The sequence below is a fragment of the Nocardioides sp. Soil_C_8 genome (assembly GCF_057656315.1).
This window is the reverse complement of sequence record NZ_JBDGKQ010000005.1, coordinates 23,266-40,412: the sequence shown is the minus strand read 5'-3', so window position 1 is coordinate 40,412 and position 17,147 is coordinate 23,266. Positions and strand designations below refer to the sequence as shown.

The window sequence follows — 17,147 nt, the reverse complement described above, 5'->3', positions numbered from 1 at the left end:
CTGAGGACCCTCGCGGGCCCTCACCACACCCGTGCGACGATCCCCGGGTGGCGACACCCGGGTTGAGCTCTGACTGCACGCGCTGCTTCGGCCTCTGCTGCGTGCTGCTCCCCTTCTCCGCCTCGGCCGGCTTCGGCGTCGACAAGCCCGGCGGGCGACCGTGCCTCAACCTGCTCGAGGACGACCGCTGCCGCATCCACGCGACCCTGCGTGAGGACGGCTGGCCCGGGTGCACCGTCTTCGAGTGCTTCGGGGCGGGCCAGCAGGTCTCCCAGGTCACCTACGGCGGCGTCTCGTGGCGCGACCCGGGCAACCCACCGCACCGGATGGCCGAGATGGCCGCGGTGCTGACGGTGATGCGCCAGCTCCACGAGATGCTCGTGCACCTCACCGAGGTCGACCGTCGCTCGCCCGACCCCGGCGCCGGCGTCGTACGCGCCGAGATCGAGGAGCTCACCGCCGCCGATCCCGAGACGCTGCTCCTCGCCGACGTGGACGACCTGCACGAGCGGGTGGGGCGCCTGCTGTCCGAGGCCAGCTCGCGCGTACGACGGACGTGGCCCGCTGCCCGGGACCGCACGCGAGCCGACCTCGCCGGGCGGCGGATCGCCGGTGACCACCGCGGCTGGTCGTTCCGCGGCGCCCTGCTGATCGCCGCCGACCTCCGCGACGCCGACCTGCGGGAGGCCGACCTGCTCGGCGCCGACCTGCGCGACGCCGACGTACGCGGCTGCGACCTCTCGACCGTCCTCTTCCTCACGCAGCCGCAGGTCAACGCTGCCGTCGGCGACGCGGTGACCACCCTTCCGGAGGGTTTGTCGCGCCCGGCACGCTGGCGTTCCTGAACCGGCGGAATACCTCCCCGGCGGGTCGTGCTGTGCCTGGCATGACCGTTCCCAGCATCAAGCTCCACGACGGCACGTCCATCCCGCAGCTCGGCTTCGGCGTGTTCCAGATCGACCCCGCCGACACCGCGGAGGCGGTGACGCGGGCCCTCGAGGTTGGCTACCGCCACATCGACACGGCCGAGATGTACGGCAACGAGAAGGAGGTGGGCGAGGCGCTGCGCTCCTCCGGGATCGCGCGCGACGAGGTCTACGTGACCTCCAAGCTCAACAACGGCTTCCACGAGCCGGCGGAGGCCGAGCGCGCCTTCGACAGGACCCTCGCGGACCTCGGCCTCGACCGCGTCGACCTGTTCCTCATCCACTGGCCGCTGCCGACCCGCTACGACGGGGACTTCGTCTCGACCTGGCGCACCCTGGCGTCCTTCGTCGAGGACGGCCGTGCGGCGTCGGTGGGCGTCTCCAACTTCCAGCCCGCCCACCTCCAGCGGCTCGTCGACGAGACGGGCGTCGTCCCCGTGATCAACCAGGTCGAGGTGCACCCCTACTTCACCAACGACGACGTCCGCGCGGCCAACGCGAAGCACGGCGTCGCCACCGAGGCCTGGTCGCCGATCGCGCAGGGTGCGGTGCTCGACGACTCCGTCATCACGGAGATCGCCGAGGCGAAGGGGAGGTCGACCGCCCAGGTGACCCTGCGCTGGCACGTCGAGCGCGGCGACATCGTCTTCCCCAAGTCGGTCAATCCCGAGCGGATGAAGGAGAACTTCGAGATCTTCGACTTCTCGCTCACCGACGACGAGGTCGCCCGCATCTCCGGCCTCGACCGCGGCGAGGACGGCCGCACCGGGCCCAACCCCGACACGTTCGACTACATCCCCGGCTGATCCCACCTCGACGGAGGCCCGACCCCACCCGGGGCCGGGCCTCTGTCACGTGCACCGTGCAGGCAGTTCGCGCCGGTCGCCGTGGCGCTGAGCGTGGCGGCGTTGCCGTGGCTCGCGAACTGCCTTCATGGTGTTCGCGATCGCCGGACCTGAGTTCTCATACGCAGGCGCGGGACGAGCAGCCTGCTCCACACTCGCCCCATGGAACCCAGCACCTGGCAGCGCCCGGGCCTCCGCGCCGCCCTCCTGTACGCCTTCGCCGCCAGCCTCCTCGGCACCGTCGTCTCCGCGGTCAGCCGCCTCGAGCTCACCCGTCGTGCCGTCCCCAACGCCCAGCTCCCGGACGGGCCGGTCATCGTGGTCGCCAACCACACGAGCTTCGCCGACGGCATCCTGCTGGCCCTCGTCGGCCGACGCCTCGGCCGCTCGCTGCGGCTGATGGCGACCGATGGCGTCTTCCGGTCGGGGCTGGTCGGGCCGGTCGTCCGCCGCCTCGGGTTCATCCCCGTCCTCCGCGGCACCGACGCCGCCGCCGGCTCGCTCGACGCCGCGGCCACCGCGCTCGGGGCCGGTGAGGCCGTCGGGCTCTTCCCCGAGGGACGCATCACGCGCGATCCACAGCACTGGCCCGAGCGGTCCAAGACCGGCGCTGTCCGCCTTGCCCTCCGCACCGGCGCCCCGGTCGTGCCGGTCGCCCTGGTCGGCGCCCACCGGGTCGTGGGGCCCATCGGCATCGCCTCGCGGCTGCTGCGCAACACCGTCCTGCGCCCGCGGGTGCGGGTCGCGGTCGGGGACCCGATCGACGTACGCCGCCTGGCGGGCGTGAGCGGCGACCAGCCGGTCGACGACGCCACCGTGCGCCGAGTGGCCGACGAGGTGATGACGGTGCTGGTGTCGCAGGTCGCCGAGCTCCGCGGGGAGCCGGCGCCGTACGCCAGCGGCGTGCCGGCGGAGGCACTGAGCGCGTGACCCGTGTGGGCCGTCAGGAGTAGCGGTGGCTCTTCTGCGGGTGCCCGTGCTCGCGGGTGCAGGTGCGGCCGCTCATGTTGCGGTGGCCGCAGAGGCCGTCCGCTGCAGCAGTCGCCGCGGGCACAGCCTCCCGCTTCGACGCAGTGGCCTTCGTCGCGGCTGCGACGGGCGGTGCCACCGGCGCCTTCGGCCTGGCCGGCGCCGAGCCCGCTCGCTTCTGGGCCTCGGCGTAGCGGGCCTCGCGCATCGCACGCAGGTTGTCCATCTTGCTCATCGCTCGATCACGCCGAGAACCCTACGCAGCCGCACCGACAGGCGGCGCGTCCGCCCACGAGCGGCGACTCAGCCTGCGAGCCAGGACGCGAGGTTGGCCAGCGAGGCGTCGAGACCCTGCTGGTGCGCGTCGACGTCGATGCCGGGAGGTACGTCGGTGGCGTCGATCGCGACGCGGGTGCCCTTGTCGCGAGCGGCGAAGGTCCACGTCATCGTCATCCGGCCGGCGTTGTCCGGGTCGTCGGTGTCGAACTCGACGCCCCACACCACCCGCTCGGGCTCGACCAGCTCGTCGATCGCGACGCGGGAGACGTCGGTGCGCTCGGTCGTCTTGCCCCCGCCCTCGGGAGCCTCGTCGTAGCGGAGCGTCATCGTGAAGCCGCCGCCCGCACGCAGGTCGGCGTCGGAGATCTCGCCGGTCATGCCGTCGGGAGGCAGCCACGCGGCGAGTGCGTCGGCGTCGACGAAGGCGGCGTACACCTCGTCCGGCGGGGCGGCGACGTCGGTGACGGCCCGGTCGATGCGCGGCACGTCAGGACCCTCGGCGCCAGACGACGACGGACTGGCCGACGGCCTGGTGCAGCACCGGCAGCTTGTTGGCCGGCTGGACCGCGGCACGCGCGGCGAGCCCGCTCCGCAGCGCCTCCAGCTCGGCGACGAGCTCCTCGTTGCGGGCGCGGAGCGCGTCGACCTGCAGCTCGAGCTGCATGATGCGGCGTACGCCCTCGATGCCGATGCCGGCACTCGTGAGGTCGGCGATCTCGCGCAGCCGCTCGATGTCGCGGTGGGAGTAGCGACGACCGCCGCCACCGGTGCGACCCGGCTGGATCAGGCCCATGCGCTCGTAGGCGCGCAGGGTCTGCGGGTGCAGCCCGGTCAGCTCCGCGGCGACGGAGATGACGTAGACGGCAGCATCGAGGTTGGGTTCGCGCGAGTAGGAAGACGGATTCATGCGGGGTCCCTGCGGCGTTGTTCAGCGGAGGAGCGAAGCGGGGGAGATGAAGAACGTCGTGGGGTGAACTGGACGGCGGCGTCCGGGGACGGGGGCTGGAAGACGCTCATCCTTCGAAGAGTCCTGCGCGGAGCGGCTTGCCGGCGGTGGCCGCGCGGTAGGCCTCGAGGGCCTCGCGAGCGGTCGGGTCGAGGTTGGCCGGGACCTTGACCTCGACGGTGGCGAGCAGGTCGCCCTTGCTGCCGTCACGCTTGGTGGCGCCCTTGCCGCGGACCCGGAAGGTCCGGCCGTTGGGCGTGCCCGGGGGCAGCTTGAGCGTGACCGGCGCACCGCCCAGCGTCGGGATCTTCACCTCGCCGCCGAGGGCCGCTTCGTCGAAGGAGACGGGGACGTCGATGGTGAGGTTGTCGTCCTTGCGACCGAAGACCCGGTGGGGCGTGACCTTGACCTTGACGAACAGGTCGCCGGCCGGGCCGCCGTTGTCGCCGGGCGCGCCCTTGCCCTTGAGCCGGATCCTCGCGCCGTCCTTGACCCCTGCGGGGATGCGGGCCTGGATGGTGCGCGCGGAGGTGCCGCGCCCGCTGCCGTGGCAGGTCGGGCAGGCCTCGTCGTACACCAGCTGGCGCCCACCGCAGGCGGGGCAGGTCTCGTTGATGGAGAACGCCCCGCCCGTGCCGGCGACGACGAAGCCCGCGCCCTCGCACTCGGGGCAGATGTGCGGCCGGGTGCCGGGCTTGCCGCCGGTGCCCTGGCACGTCGGACATGCCGAGTCGGAGGTCAGGCGCAGCGACACCGTCACGCCGTCGAGCGCGTCGGTGAAGCCGATGGTCGCCGAGCTCTCGACGTCGGCGCCACGGCGCGGCCGGGCCTGCTGGGTACGCCCGCGCTGGGCGCCCCCGAACAGGTCGCCGAACATGTCGCCGAGGCCGCCGCCCGCGCCGCCGCGGTCGCGGAGCAGGTCGTCGAGGTTGAACCCGCCGCCACCGCCGCCGCCGAATCCCCCGCCGCCCATGCCGGCGCCGAAGCCGCCGCGCGCCTGCAGCGAGCGGAACTCGTCGTACTTGGCGCGCTTGGCCTCGTCGCCGACGACGTCGTAGGCCTCGGCAACGGCCTTGAACGTCTCGTGCTTGGCGTCGTCACCGGGGTTGGAGTCGGGGTGGTTGGCCCGGGCCAGCTTGCGGTAGGCCTTCTTGATGTCGGCCGCGCTGGCGTCCTTGGCGACGCCGAGGACCTGGTAGAAGTCCTTGGTCGCCCAGTCGTTGCGGAAACCTTCGTTGTCAGCCATGGATCAACCTCCCTCCGTCGTCGACAGGGTCATCGGGGTGCGTGTGCGGGGGTGCGTGGTGCGCGGTCAGGCGTCGGCCGGGTCGACCACGAGCACCTGGGCGGCGCGGACGACGCGCTCGCCCATCCGGTAGCCGCCCTTGGCGACGTGCTTGACCGTCGTGACCTGGACCTCGGCGTCGGCGCCGAGGTGGCTCAGCGCCTCGTGGAGCGTCGGGTCGAACGCGTCGCCCGGCTCGCCGAAGCGGACCAGGCCTGCGCTCGCCACGACGCGCTCGAGCTGGTCGGCGACGGCCTTGAAGCCACCCTCGAGCTCACCGTGCTCCTTGGCCCGGTCGATGGTGTCGAGCACCTCGATGACGGGCGTCAGCGCCTTGAAGGCGGCCGTCTCGGCCACCAGCTGCCGGTCGCGGTCGACCCGCTTGCGGTAGTTGGCGTACTCGGCCTGCAGGCGCTGCAGGTCGTTGGTCAGGTCGGCGAGCGAACCCTTCATGGCGGCGAGCTGGTCCTCCTCGGTGTCGACGTCGGAGGCCCCTCCGGAGTCCGGGCGCTCCTCCGCGGTGCCGGGGTCGTCGCCGGCGACGGCGTCGCCTGCCACCTGCTCCTCGACCTCGGTCTGGGCGGGCGCCTCACCGGCGGCGTCGCCGAAGCCCTCCGGAGAGGGAGCCGCGGTGGGCTCCCCCTCCGGGAGGTCGGTCGCCTCGGGGCCCGGGGTGGGCTCGACGGGGCGATCGGTCACTTGGACTCACCCTCGTCGGTCGAGCCGCCGTCGGTCGGGCCGTCGGTCTGCTCGTCGACGATCTCGGCGTCGACCACGTCGTCGTCGGACTCGCCGGTCGCCCCGGTGGCACCGCCCGCAGCGGCCTGGTCGGCCTCGGCGGCGGCGTACATCGCAGCGCCCATCTTCTGGCTGGACTCGCCCAGCTTGGTGATGCCGGCCTGGATCTCCTCGGGGGAGGCGTCCTCCTTGGCCAGCGTCTCCTTCAGCGCGTCGACGTCGGCCTGGACCTCGGTCTTGACGTCCTCGGGCAGCTTGTCGGCGTTGTCACCGAGGAACTTCTCGGTCGTGTAGACGAGCTGGTCGCCCTGGTTGCGGGTCTCGACCGCCTCGCGACGCTTGGCGTCCTCCTCGGCGTACTGCTCCGCCTCCTTGACCATGCGGTCGATCTCGTCCTTGCCGAGCGCCGAGCCGCCGGAGATGGTCATCGACTGCTCGCGGCCGGACGCCTGGTCCTTGGCGGAGACGTGGACGATGCCGTTGGCGTCGATGTCGAAGGTGACCTCGATCTTCGGCACGCCGCGCGGGGCCGGCGGGAGGCCGGTCAGCTCGAAGTTGCCGAGGGGCTGGTTCTGGCTCCACATCTGGCGCTCGCCCTGGGCGACCTTGATCTCGACCGACGGCTGGTTGTCGTCGGCGGTGGTGAAGATCTCGGAGCGCTTGGTCGGGATCGTGGTGTTGCGCTCGATCAGCGTGGTCATCACGCCGCCCTTGGTCTCGATGCCGAGGGACAGCGGGGTGACGTCGAGGAGCAGCACGTCCTTGACCTCTCCCTTGAGGACACCGGCCTGGAGCGCGGCGCCGACGGCGACGACCTCGTCGGGGTTGACGCCCTTGTTGGGCTCCTTGCCGCCGAGCAGCTCCTTGACGACCTCGGTCACGGCCGGCATGCGGGTCGAGCCGCCGACGAGGACCACGTGGTCGATGTTGGAGACCGCGACGCCGCCGTCCTTGAGGACCGACTGGAACGGCGCCTTGGTGCGCTCGAGCAGGTCGGCGGTCAGCTTCTGGAACTCGCTGCGGGTCAGCTTCTCCTCGAAGTGGAGCGGGCCGGACTCGCCGTGGGTGATGTAGGGCAGGTGGATCGTGGTCTCGCTGGACGAGGAGAGCTCGATCTTCGCCTTCTCAGCGGCCTCCTGGAGGCGCTGCTTGGCGATCTTGTCGGCCGCCAGGTCGACGCCGTTGGAGTCCTTGAACTTCTTGACCATCCACTCCACGACGCGGTTGTCCCAGTCGTCGCCACCGAGGTGGTTGTCGCCGGAGGTCGCCTTGACCTCGACGACGCCCTCGCCGATCTCGAGCAGGGACACGTCGAACGTGCCGCCACCGAGGTCGAAGACGAGGATCGTCTGGTCCTCGCCCTTGTCGAGGCCGTAGGCCAGCGCGGCCGCGGTGGGCTCGTTGACGATGCGGCTGACGTTGAGGCCGGCGATCTCACCGGCCTCCTTGGTGGCCTGGCGCTGCGCGTCGGAGAAGTAGGCCGGGACGGTGATGACCGCGTCGGTCACCGTCTCGCCGAGGTAGGCCTCGGCGTCGCGCTTGAGCTTCTGCAGCACGAAGGCGCTGATCTGCTGGGGGGTGAAGGTCTTGTCGTCGATGTCGACCTTCCAGTCCTCGCCCATGTGGCGCTTGACGGACCGGATGGTGCGGTCGACGTTGGTGACCGCCTGTCGCTTGGCGACCTCGCCGACGAGGACCTCGCCGGACTTGGTGAAGGCGACGACGGACGGGGTGGTCCGGGCGCCCTCGGCGTTGGCGATGACGGTGGGCTCGCCACCCTCAAGGACGGCGACGACGGAGTTGGTCGTGCCGAGGTCGATGCCGACCGCTCGAGCCATGGTGTGTTCCTCCTGCTGTGGGACGTGCGTGTGGATGACGTGAGTCTGCGTGCCATCCTGCCGCGCTTCCGCGGAGGAGGCAAAACAGTTGAGTCGGTCTCACTCAAGTCTGTTCATGGGGTACAACGCAGGTCCGGGCCGGATGTTCCCCGATCCGGACAGGAATTTCGTGTGACCTGGCTCCCTCTAGCCTTGGCGCATGATCCGCCACACCGTCGCGTTCCGGCTCCACCACGCCCCCGGCTCCCCGGAGGAGGCCGACTTCCTGGCGTCCGCCGAGGCCCTGGCCGACATCCCGGGCGTCACGGCGTTCGAGCAGCTGCGGCAGACGAGCCCGAAGAACGACTTCGCCTTCGGCTTCTCGATGGAGTTCGCCGACCAGGCGGCGTACGACGGCTACAACGAGCACCCGGTCCACACGTCCTTCGTCGCCGACCGCTGGGTGCCCGAGGTGGCCGACTTCCTGGAGATCGACTACGCGCCTCTCTGATGCCGCCGCGCCGGGGACGGCTGCGAGACTTGTAGGCGGAATCTTGCTCCTGGAGGGGGTTGCAAAGGCCTCCGAGTGAGAGCTTCCCCGCTCGAGCGGGGATTCTGCGAGCGGACCGGCGCCCTCAGCGGGACCAGACGTACGGCGTCGTGGTGGTCACAGCGCGCAGCCCGGAGCGCTCGAGGATCGGGCGCGACATGTCGGTGCAGTCGGAGTGGATGAGCCGGATGCCGCGCGCGAGCGCCGAGCGGGCGCGGGCGGCGACGAGCGCGCGGTAGATGCCGCGGCCGCGGTAGTCCGGCAGCGTCGAGCCGCCCCAGATGCCGGCGAACTCGGTGCCCTCGACCGGGGTGAGCCGGCCGCCGCACACGACACGGCCGCCGACCTCGGCGACCCAGAACTCCGAGCCGTCGGACTCGAGCTCGCGCAGTGACGACGCCACCGACGGGCCGCGATCTCCCCCGAAGACGGCGTTCTGCGCGGCGAGCATCCGGGTGAGGTCGTCGACGGCCGCGGGACCCGGCTCGATGCGGCGTACGACGACGGGGCCCTCGGGCGTCTCGGCGAGGGGTACGTCGACGGCGAGGAGGGATGCCTCCCCGATCATCACGGTCTCCCGGGGCTCGGCGACGAAGCCGTGGGCGACGAGCCGGTCGCCGAGGTCGGCGGGGAGGTCGTGGCCGCGGGACTTCCACTCGAACGACGCGACGTCGGTGTCGTCGCGGAAGTGGGTGACCGTGCGCTCGACGAGACCGTCGAGCGCCTCGCCGTCGAGGCCGCCGAGGTCGCGGTAGGACACGAACCCGCCGTGGTCGAAGACGGCCCACAGGAGCGGCCCGTGCCGCACGACCTCCTGCGCCCGGGCCATCTCGGCGTCGGTGCGGAGCTGCTCGTCGTAGGCCGCCAGGAGGGCGTCGGTCGTCATGGGCGGCACCCTAGGTGCCGAAGTCAGGGGAATCTCAGGGGTTTTCGCCTGCGCGAACCGGCTCCGAGGCCGCAGAATTCTCTCGTGCTCCATCGGGGGAACCTGCGCCGGGTCATCGGCGCCTCGACCATCGCGCTGCTGATCGCTGCCCTCATGGCGTTCTACGTCGCCGACGTCGCCGACGCCGGCCCGACCCGGTGCCAGCAGCACCGTCTCGATGCCCGCGAGCGCGCGTCGGTCGTCACGGGCAAGGGCCAGCGGGTCCTGGTGATCGGTGACTCGTGGTCGGTCGGCCTCGGCCTCGACGACCTGGCCGGCTCCTGGGCCGCGCGGCTCCCGGGCGAGGTCCACGTGAGCGGGTTCTCCGGCTCGGGCTTCAGCGCCGGGGCCAGTGGCTGCGGCCGCGTCTCCTTCCACGACCGCACGCCGACGGCGCTGGGCGTGCGTCCGCGGCTCGTCGTGGTCGAGGGCGGCCTCAACGACTACGACCAGCCGGCACGCGCCATCGACCGCGGCTTCCGCGAGCTGATGGCCGACCTCGCCGGCAGCCGCGTGGTCATCGTCGGCCCCGCGACGGCTCCGCTCCGCGCGGGCGCCGTCCCCCGCGTCGACGAGCGCCTCGAGGTGCTCGCCGACCTGTACGGCGTCCCCTACGTCCGCACGAGCGACCTCGACCTGGACTACCTCGACGACCGGCTCCACCTCACCGACGGCGGTCACCGCGAGTTCGGCGACGCCGTCGCCGCCCGCATCGCCGACGTGGCGCCGGCTCGACCGGCCCTGCTCGGCCGCTGAGCCGCCCGCCGCTCAGCGACGGCGGAACGACGTCGCCGATCCGATGATCGGCCACTGAGCCCGGCACGACCTCGGCTATCGGACACTTCCGCCGAAAATCGGCCGAACGGTGCATCTTCTCGCGTTGCACGAACACGCAGATCGGCGCTCATTGACGCCCTCTCTGCCGATTGCGAGTTTGTGCAGTGGTCCGCATCACCCCAATCCACCCTCGCGCCGTCCGGCGCGACTCATGATTGGAAACCCCAGTGAAATCACTCCGTCCGGCCGTCCTGGCCGGTATCGCAGCGTCCGCCGTCGCTGCGTCCTTCCTGGCCCCGACCGTCACCTCGGCCGGCGCCGCACCCTCGGCGGGCGATCCCCGCCTCGAGGCCCAGCAGGCGGCCAGCGCCTGGGTCAAGGGCCATGCCAAGGCGCTCGAGCGCGCCGCCTCGGACGCGTTCGTCCGGGCCGGCACCTTCGAGGGCGACAACGGCATCTACTCGATGGCCTACGAGCGGACCCACGAGGGCCTGCGCGTGGTCGGCGGCGACTTCGTCGTCCTCGCCGACGCCGACGGCCGGGTCGTCGGGTCGTCGGTCGCCCAGGAGGCGCCCGTCGACATCGCCTCCACCACCGCCCAGGTGCCCGCGGCCCGCGCGGCCGCCGTCGCCAGGGGCCAGGTCGACCAGGTCACCGACGCCTCCGCCCCGGAGCTGGTGATCTGGCACCGCGACGCCGGCACCCGCCTGGCGTACGAGGTCGAGGTCCGCGGCACCGACGCCGGCGAGGTGTCGTGGCAGAAGGTCTGGGTCGACGCCAAGGACGGCAGCGTCCTCGAGGCGCGCGAGCAGATCGCCCACGGCTCCGGCACGGCGGCCTACTCCGGCCCCAACCCGCTGCCGATCGCGACGAGCGGGTCGGGCAGCAGCTACACCATGACCGACCCGACGGCGACCACGCTGAAGTGCCAGGACGCCGCCACCAACGCGACGTTCTCGGGCACCGACGACCTGTGGGGCAACGGCAACGCGACCAGCAAGGAGACGGGCTGCGTCGACGCGCTCTACGCCGCGCAGCAGATGAAGTCGATGATGTCGTCGTGGCTCGGCCGCAGCGGCATGAACGGCTCGGGTGGCTGGGTGCCGATCCGCGTCGGCCTCAACGACGTGAACGCCTACTACGACGGCACGCAGGTCCAGATCGGCCACAACAACGCCAACCAGTGGATCTCCTCGATCGACGTCGTCGCGCACGAGTTCGGCCACGGCGTCGACGACAGGACCCCCGGCGGGATCTCCGGCGGCGGCACGCAGGAGTTCATCGGCGACGCGCTCGCGACGGCCACCGAGTACTACGACGCCCAGCCGTCGCCGTACGACGTGCCGGACCACACGATCGGTGAGGAGATCAACCTCGTCGGCCAGGGCCCGATCCGCGACGGCTCCAACCCGGCCAACGTGGGCGACCCCTCGTGCTACTCGAGCTCCATCCCGAACGCCGAGGTCCACGCGGCCGCCGGCCCCGGCGACCACTGGTTCTACCTGCTCTCGCGTGGCGGCGCCTCGAGGTGCAACGGCCAGTCCGTGACCGGCATCGGCGAGCAGGCGGCCATCAAGGTCCTCTACAACGCGATGCTGATGAAGACCAGCTCGTCGAACTACCTGAAGTACCGCACCTGGACGCTCACCGCGGCCAAGAACCTGGACAGCAGCTGCGCCCAGTTCAACGCCGTGAAGGCCGCCTGGAACGCCGTCAACGTGCCGGCCCAGACGGGCGACCCGACCTGCGGCGGCACCACCACGCCCCCGCCCACCGGTGGCAACCTGCTCGGCAACCCGGGCTTCGAGTCCGGCGCGACGACCTGGACCGGCACCGCCGGTCCGATCACCAACAACACGGGCCGCCCGGCCCGTACCGGGTCCTGGAAGCTCTGGCTCGGCGGCAACGGCTCCGCGGGCACCGAGACGATCAACCAGTCGGTGACCATCCCGTCCACGGCGACCGCGGCCACGCTGTCGTACTGGATCCGCACCGACACCGCCGAGAGCGGCTCGACGGCGTACGACACCATGCGCGTGCAGGTCGTCGACGGGAGCACGGCCACGACGCTGCGCAGCTTCAGCAACGTGGGCACCAACGCGACCTACACGCAGTACTCGCACAGCCTCACCGCCTACAAGGGGAAGACGGTCACCATCCGCTTCACGATGACCGAGGACTCCTCGTTGCAGACCAGCTTCGTGGTCGACGACACCGCGCTGAACGTCTCCTGACGCCCAGCCGATCCTGACGGCCGGTCCTACTCCTCCAGCCAGGCAGCCCAGCTGTCGAAGGAGTAGGGCCGGCCCAGGAAGTCGGCGACGAGGTCCGCAGCGTCCTGGCGACCGCCTCTGGCGAGGACCTTGTCGCGGTAGGCGAGGGCGACGTCGGGGGCGAACAGGTCGTCGCGGTCGAACGCCGAGAACAGGTCCTTCGCGATGACCAGCGACCACATGTAGGTGTAGTAGCCCGACGAGTAGCCGTCGAGGTGGCCGAAGGCGCAGTGCATGTGGGCACCCTCGAGCGGCGGGAACACCGAGTAGCGGCGCTGCAGCTCGTCGCCGTAGGCCGTGAGGTCGTCGTGCGGGCCGGCGTGGAAGAAGTAGGACCGCGCGGCGTACGACATCTGCTGCACGGCGTACAGCCCCTTGCCGAACTGCTCGGCCCGGCGCATCGCCGCGACCAGGTCGGCCGGGATGGTCTCGCCCGCCTCGTTGCGCGCGAAGGTCGCCAGCACGTCGGCGTCCCAGGCCCACTCCTCCAGCATCTGGCTGGGCGCCTCGACGAAGTCCCACTCGGTGGCGACCCCGGAGAAGCGGGCCCACTCGCCCTGCCCGGCGAGGACGTGGTGGACGAGGTGGCCGAACTCGTGGAAGAGGGTCACGACCTCGTCGTGCTCCATCAGGCCGCGGTTGAAGTTGCAGACCAGCACGCCTTCCGCGAGCTGCTCCCCCGCGATGCCCTTGACCATGTCGAACTGGGCGGCGTGCTTGAACTTGCCCTCGCGCGGGTGCAGGTCGAGGTGGATCCGCCCGATGCGGGTGCCGTCGAGGTCGACGTCGTAGCTGGCGACCTCGTCGTGCCACGTGCCGGCGTCCTCGCGGGAGACGGGCGTCCAGGCCAGGCCGAACAGCCGGCCGGTCACGTCGAGGAGGCCTTGGCGGACCTGCTCGAACGGGAAGTAGGTGCGCACGACCTGGCCGTCGACGTCGTACTGCTCGCGCCGGACGAGCTCGGAGTAGTAGCGCGAGTCGTAGGTGGCGACGGCGTCCGCCGACGGGTCGTCGGCGCGCTTGCGCTCGAGGAGGACGCCCACCTCGTCGCCGGCGCGCTCCTTGGCCGCCTCGCCCACCCGGTCGATGAAGTCGGCGACGGCCCGGCCGTTGCCGATCATCTTGACCTCGGTGTCGTAGTCCGGCCACGAGGCGTAGCCGAGCAGGTCCGCGGTCTCGCGACGCACCGCGAGGAGCTCCTGCAGCACCCGGTCGTTGGCCGGCCACGCGACGTTGTTCTGCGCCAGCGCCAGCTCGTGGCGGGCCTCGGCGTCGGCACCGAAGGTGATGAACGGGACCAGGTCGGGATAGTCGGTGGTGATGGTGACGAGGCCGTCCGCGCCGGGCTCGTGGGCGGCGCGGTAGTCGTCGGGCAGCCCGGCGAGCCGCTCGGGCGCGATCCGGATCGACCGGACGTCGTCGCGGATGTTGCGGCCGAAGTCCTGGGACAGCTTGACGCCCTGCTCGCTGAGCTCGCGGAGCCGGTCGCGGGTGGCCTCGTCGCGATCGACGCCCGCACGGCGGAAGTCGCGCAGCGTGTGCTCGAGGACCCGCCGGGCGTCGGCGTCGAGGTCCGAGAGGTCGTAGTCGGTCGCGAGCCGGTCGAAGACGGCGTAGAGGTCGCGGTCCAGGCCGAGCTCGGTGACGTACTTCTGCACCTGCTGGCTCAGGTCGTCGGCGCGGTCGCGGACGTCCGCGTCGGGGTGCACCTCGGCCCACAGCGAGACGGCCTCGGCGTTGGCGATCGCCGTCTCGGCCTTGTTCCACGCGACGAGCACGACGGGGGCGTCCGAGGAGCCTGCCTTGACCAGCCCGACCTGGCGCTGTGCCTCGTCGAGCTGCTCCTGGCAGCGCTGCGACACCCACGCGAGCCAGTCACCGCCGCCGGGGAGGTCGATGGGTGCGGGCTGGGTCTCGGTCCGGTGGTCCACGTGGGGAGCCTACGACCGCTCCGTGAGCGGCTCCACCGGGTTGATCCCGGGCCTGCTGCGAGAATGCGCCGGTGAGCTCGGGGACCACGCAGGACTTCCGCTTCCGCGACATCTGGCTCGTGGCGTACGGCCCCTCGATCGTCTCCGCCATCGGCCACGGCGCGATGCTCCCGGTCCTCGCCCTTCGCGCCCGCGACCTCGGCGCCGACGTCAGCGTCGCGGCGGCCATCGTCGCCCTCCTCGGCGTCGGGCAGCTCATCGCGAGCCTGCCGTCCGGGGCCCTCATCGCGCGGATCGGCGAGCGGCGGGCGCTCGTGGCCGCGGGCCTCGTCGACGCCTGCGCGATGGTCTTCGCGGCACTGACCGACTCGGTCCTGGGCCTGGCAGCCGGCGTCCTGCTCAGCGGCGTGTGCTGGACGTTGTTCCTCATCGCTCGCCAGGGCTTCATGATCGACGTCGTCCCCGCCACCCACCGCGCGCGGGCGATGTCGCTGCTCGGCGGGTCCTACCGCGTCGGCGTGCTGGTCGGTCCGCTCATCGGCGCCGCGCTGATCTCCGTCTCCGACCTGACGAGCGTCTTCTGGCTGGGCGCCTCCATGTCGGTGCTCGCCGCCCTGCTCGCGGCCACGATGCCCGACCTCGGGGAGGAGAAGCGTGCCGCCGCCAGGGCGACCGGCCACCTGGGCGTGTGGACGGTCATCGCCGCGCACCGCCGACTGCTCGCCACGCTGGGCACCGCCGTGGTGATCCTCGGGGCGAGCCGGTCGCTCCGGCTCAGCCTGCTGCCGCTGTGGGCCGAGCACGTCGGGCTCTCCGCCTCGACGACGTCCCTCATCTTCGCCGGCGCCGCCGCCATCGACGTGGCGTTCATGTGGCCGGGCGGCTGGCTGATGGACACCCGCGGCCGGATGGTCGTCGCCGTGCCGGTGGTGCTCTCGATGGCCGTGGCCTGCCTGCTGCTGCCCCTCGCCACCACGGCCGTGTCGGTCGCCCTCGTGATGGCGTTGATCGCGTGCGGCAACGGTCTCGGCTCGGGAATCGTGATGACGCTCGGCGCCGACGCCGCACCCGAGGACGGGAGGTCGCAGTTCCTCGGCGCGTGGCGGCTGTGCGGCGACATCGGCAACACCGGAGGGCCACTGCTGGTCAGCGCGGTCGCTGCGGTCGCGCCGCTGGCGGCGGCGTGCGCGACCGTCGGCGTGCTCTGCCTGGCCGGCGCCGGGTGGGTGGGCTACTGGACCAGGCGTGTCGACCTGGCCCGGGCGGCACTCAGCCGACGGTGATCGTCACCTCGTTGGACACGACGTCGGAGTCGGTGTCGACGACGCGGAACTCGTTGGGACCGGTGCGGCTGGTCTGGACGTACGTCGCGAAGGTGCCGCCGCTGACCGACATGGTCACCGGGAAGTCGGACCACGCGCCGTTCTCCTTCCGCTGCACCTGCAGGATCGCGCCCTCGCCCGCCTGGTAGGTCCCGGTGAGGTCGATCTGCTGCATCGGGCTCACGGACTGCTGCGCGGCCGAGAGGGAGATGGCCGTGGCCGGCGCCTCCGACGTGGTCTCGGTGCCCGGGCTGGTCCCGGTCGAGTCCTCGGGCGTGGTCTCGGTGCTGGTCTCCGAGGGCTTGGGCAGCCGGAAGGTCGCCGAGGAGCTCGGCTCGTCGCCGGCTCCGGTGTCACCGCCGATGCCGGTGACCTTGACGCCGGCGAGGACGGCCAGGCCGCCGAGCAGGCCGATGGCCACGGCGACGCCGACGAGGGCGATGAGCCCGGTCAGCACGGGGCGGTTCTCGGTGTCCATGCGGTGGGGAGGGACCTTTCACGCGGGTGCTCGGTGCGCCGCCATCATCCAAGATGGCTGGTTGCATGGCCAACCGGCGAACGCCCGTCCGACAGGATGGGGCCATGCAGTCACCGTTGCGACACGGCAAGGCAGCCATCGGCACGACCATCGCCACCGGCGCCCTCGCCGCCCTCTCCCAGGCCCCCGAGCGGGCCTCCCGCCTGCTGCGGCACCGCTACCCGACGGTGGCGGTGACCGGCATGACCGGTGTCGGCAAGACACGCCTGGCCGACCGGCTGTCCCGGCGCGCCAGCGCGGAGTCGGCCGGCGGGGCCGACGCGGGCTCCGCGGTGATGGAGCGTCGTACCCGTCGCACCACGCGGTTGCGTGGCTACCGCTTCCGGGTGGTCCCGGGCGAGAACGCCGCCACCCGCCTCGGCGCCCTCGACGAGGTCTTCCACGACGAGCCCGTCGACGGCGTCCTGCACGTGGTGGCCTGGGGCCACGCGACCCCGCGCCGCACGGGCGGCACCACCGGCACGGCGCTCGCCACCCGTGAGGAGCAGCTGGCCGCCGAGCTCGAGGACTGGGCCATCACGGCCCACCGGATCGCGAGCATGGCCGTGCGCCGCGACCGCCCGACGTGGCTGGTCGTCGCGGTCACCAAGGCCGACCTCTTCGCCGACGACGTCGACGCCGCGGTGCACTACTACTCCCCCGGCAGCGGCACCCCGTTCGGCGACAAGCTCGACGAGCTGCGCGCGCTCGCCGGCGGCGCGAAGCTGTCGATCGACGTGCTCCCCGTGTGCGCACGCGGCGGCGACAAGCACTCCGCGATGCCGGAGAAGGCGTGCAGCGACCTCCTCGGCCGGCTCGAGCTGCGGATGGCCCAGCTCAGCGGCCACGTGTGATGGCGTGACGGATCCCGGACGACCGTCGATCGGACCGAACGACCTCCACCGCCCAGGGACTACGCACGACGAGCCGGCGGGTGCACGGCTTCGGTCCGATCGACGGACCGGTTGGTCGGCTCCGGAGCTCCGGTCCAGACCGGATGACCGCGTAGTTCACAGTTCCACGACTTCTGGTTTCGACGCCGTTCAT

17 protein-coding genes are annotated in these 17,147 nt (G+C 71.9%); 8 read left to right on the top strand and 9 right to left on the bottom strand.

What is annotated here, in order from left to right:
* Positions 1-101: 101 nt before the first annotated feature.
* From AC3A3L_RS19685 to AC3A3L_RS19675, 3 genes are all read left to right on the top strand, one after another.
* Positions 102-845, top strand: a complete 744-nt coding sequence (locus tag AC3A3L_RS19685; RefSeq protein ID WP_487641738.1) for a pentapeptide repeat-containing protein — start codon at positions 102-104, stop codon at positions 843-845.
* A gap of 41 nt (positions 846-886) precedes the next feature.
* Positions 887-1,732, top strand: coding sequence for an aldo/keto reductase (locus AC3A3L_RS19680; protein ID WP_487641737.1), 846 nt, complete (start codon positions 887-889; stop codon positions 1,730-1,732).
* 201 nt (positions 1,733-1,933) lie between these two features.
* Positions 1,934-2,701 (top strand): lysophospholipid acyltransferase family protein, encoded by a 768-nt coding sequence (locus AC3A3L_RS19675; protein ID WP_487641736.1) that lies wholly within the window; start codon positions 1,934-1,936, stop codon positions 2,699-2,701.
* Positions 2,702-2,714: 13 nt separating this feature from the next.
* Here the strand turns inward: AC3A3L_RS19675 and AC3A3L_RS19670 are convergent, their stop codons facing one another.
* The 6 genes from AC3A3L_RS19670 to dnaK all read right to left on the bottom strand — a co-directional run bounded on the left by AC3A3L_RS19670 (position 2,715) and on the right by dnaK (position 7,826).
* A complete protein-coding gene (locus AC3A3L_RS19670; protein ID WP_487641735.1) occupies positions 2,715-2,975 on the bottom strand; it encodes a hypothetical protein in 261 nt (86 codons plus the stop codon).
* 68 nt (positions 2,976-3,043) lie between these two features.
* Positions 3,044-3,505, bottom strand: a complete 462-nt coding sequence (locus tag AC3A3L_RS19665; RefSeq protein WP_487641734.1) for an SRPBCC domain-containing protein — start codon at positions 3,503-3,505, stop codon at positions 3,044-3,046.
* A gap of 1 nt (position 3,506) precedes the next feature.
* Positions 3,507-3,926 carry a heat shock protein transcriptional repressor HspR gene (locus AC3A3L_RS19660; RefSeq protein ID WP_487641733.1) on the bottom strand — a complete coding sequence of 140 codons (420 nt, stop codon included), beginning with the start codon at positions 3,924-3,926 and terminating at the stop codon, positions 3,507-3,509.
* 106 nt (positions 3,927-4,032) lie between these two features.
* Positions 4,033-5,211 (bottom strand): molecular chaperone DnaJ, encoded by a 1,179-nt coding sequence (gene dnaJ / locus AC3A3L_RS19655; RefSeq protein ID WP_487641732.1) that lies wholly within the window; start codon positions 5,209-5,211, stop codon positions 4,033-4,035.
* A gap of 66 nt (positions 5,212-5,277) precedes the next feature.
* Positions 5,278-5,949 (bottom strand): nucleotide exchange factor GrpE, encoded by a 672-nt coding sequence (gene grpE, locus AC3A3L_RS19650; protein ID WP_487641731.1) that lies wholly within the window; start codon positions 5,947-5,949, stop codon positions 5,278-5,280.
* A complete protein-coding gene (dnaK, locus tag AC3A3L_RS19645) occupies positions 5,946-7,826 on the bottom strand; it encodes a molecular chaperone DnaK (protein ID WP_487641730.1) in 1,881 nt (626 codons plus the stop codon). The genes grpE and dnaK overlap by 4 nt, the downstream gene beginning before the upstream one ends.
* A 199-nt stretch (positions 7,827-8,025) precedes the next feature.
* On the opposite strand from dnaK, the gene AC3A3L_RS19640 reads away from it, so the two are divergent.
* On the top strand, positions 8,026-8,316 hold the full coding sequence (locus AC3A3L_RS19640; RefSeq protein ID WP_487641729.1) for a Dabb family protein: 291 nt from the start codon (positions 8,026-8,028) through the stop codon (positions 8,314-8,316).
* 124 nt (positions 8,317-8,440) lie between these two features.
* Here the strand turns inward: AC3A3L_RS19640 and AC3A3L_RS19635 are convergent, their stop codons facing one another.
* Positions 8,441-9,241 (bottom strand): GNAT family N-acetyltransferase, encoded by an 801-nt coding sequence (locus AC3A3L_RS19635; RefSeq protein WP_487641728.1) that lies wholly within the window; start codon positions 9,239-9,241, stop codon positions 8,441-8,443.
* An 84-nt stretch (positions 9,242-9,325) separates the two neighbouring features.
* On the opposite strand from AC3A3L_RS19635, the gene AC3A3L_RS19630 reads away from it, so the two are divergent.
* Both AC3A3L_RS19630 and AC3A3L_RS19625 read left to right on the top strand, forming a co-directional pair.
* On the top strand, positions 9,326-10,036 hold the full coding sequence (locus AC3A3L_RS19630; RefSeq protein WP_487641727.1) for an SGNH/GDSL hydrolase family protein: 711 nt from the start codon (positions 9,326-9,328) through the stop codon (positions 10,034-10,036).
* 248 nt (positions 10,037-10,284) lie between these two features.
* On the top strand, positions 10,285-12,291 hold the full coding sequence (locus AC3A3L_RS19625; protein ID WP_487641726.1) for a M4 family metallopeptidase: 2,007 nt from the start codon (positions 10,285-10,287) through the stop codon (positions 12,289-12,291).
* Positions 12,292-12,317: 26 nt separating this feature from the next.
* Here the strand turns inward: AC3A3L_RS19625 and AC3A3L_RS19620 are convergent, their stop codons facing one another.
* Positions 12,318-14,261, bottom strand: coding sequence for a M3 family metallopeptidase (locus AC3A3L_RS19620; RefSeq protein WP_487641725.1), 1,944 nt, complete (start codon positions 14,259-14,261; stop codon positions 12,318-12,320).
* 71 nt (positions 14,262-14,332) lie between these two features.
* Between AC3A3L_RS19620 and AC3A3L_RS19615 the strand changes: the two genes are divergently transcribed.
* Positions 14,333-15,544, top strand: coding sequence for an MFS transporter (locus tag AC3A3L_RS19615; protein ID WP_487641724.1), 1,212 nt, complete (start codon positions 14,333-14,335; stop codon positions 15,542-15,544).
* Here the strand turns inward: AC3A3L_RS19615 and AC3A3L_RS19610 are convergent.
* The gene (locus AC3A3L_RS19610) at positions 15,531-16,061 is read right to left on the bottom strand and encodes a hypothetical protein (RefSeq protein WP_487641723.1); all 531 of its coding nucleotides are present in this window, start codon (positions 16,059-16,061) and stop codon (positions 15,531-15,533) included. The genes AC3A3L_RS19615 and AC3A3L_RS19610 overlap by 14 nt on opposite strands.
* A gap of 104 nt (positions 16,062-16,165) precedes the next feature.
* Here AC3A3L_RS19610 and AC3A3L_RS19605 point away from each other — a divergent pair, with 104 nt between their 5' ends.
* Positions 16,166-16,954, top strand: coding sequence for a hypothetical protein (locus AC3A3L_RS19605; protein ID WP_487641722.1), 789 nt, complete (start codon positions 16,166-16,168; stop codon positions 16,952-16,954).
* The last annotated feature ends 193 nt before the right edge of the window (positions 16,955-17,147 follow it).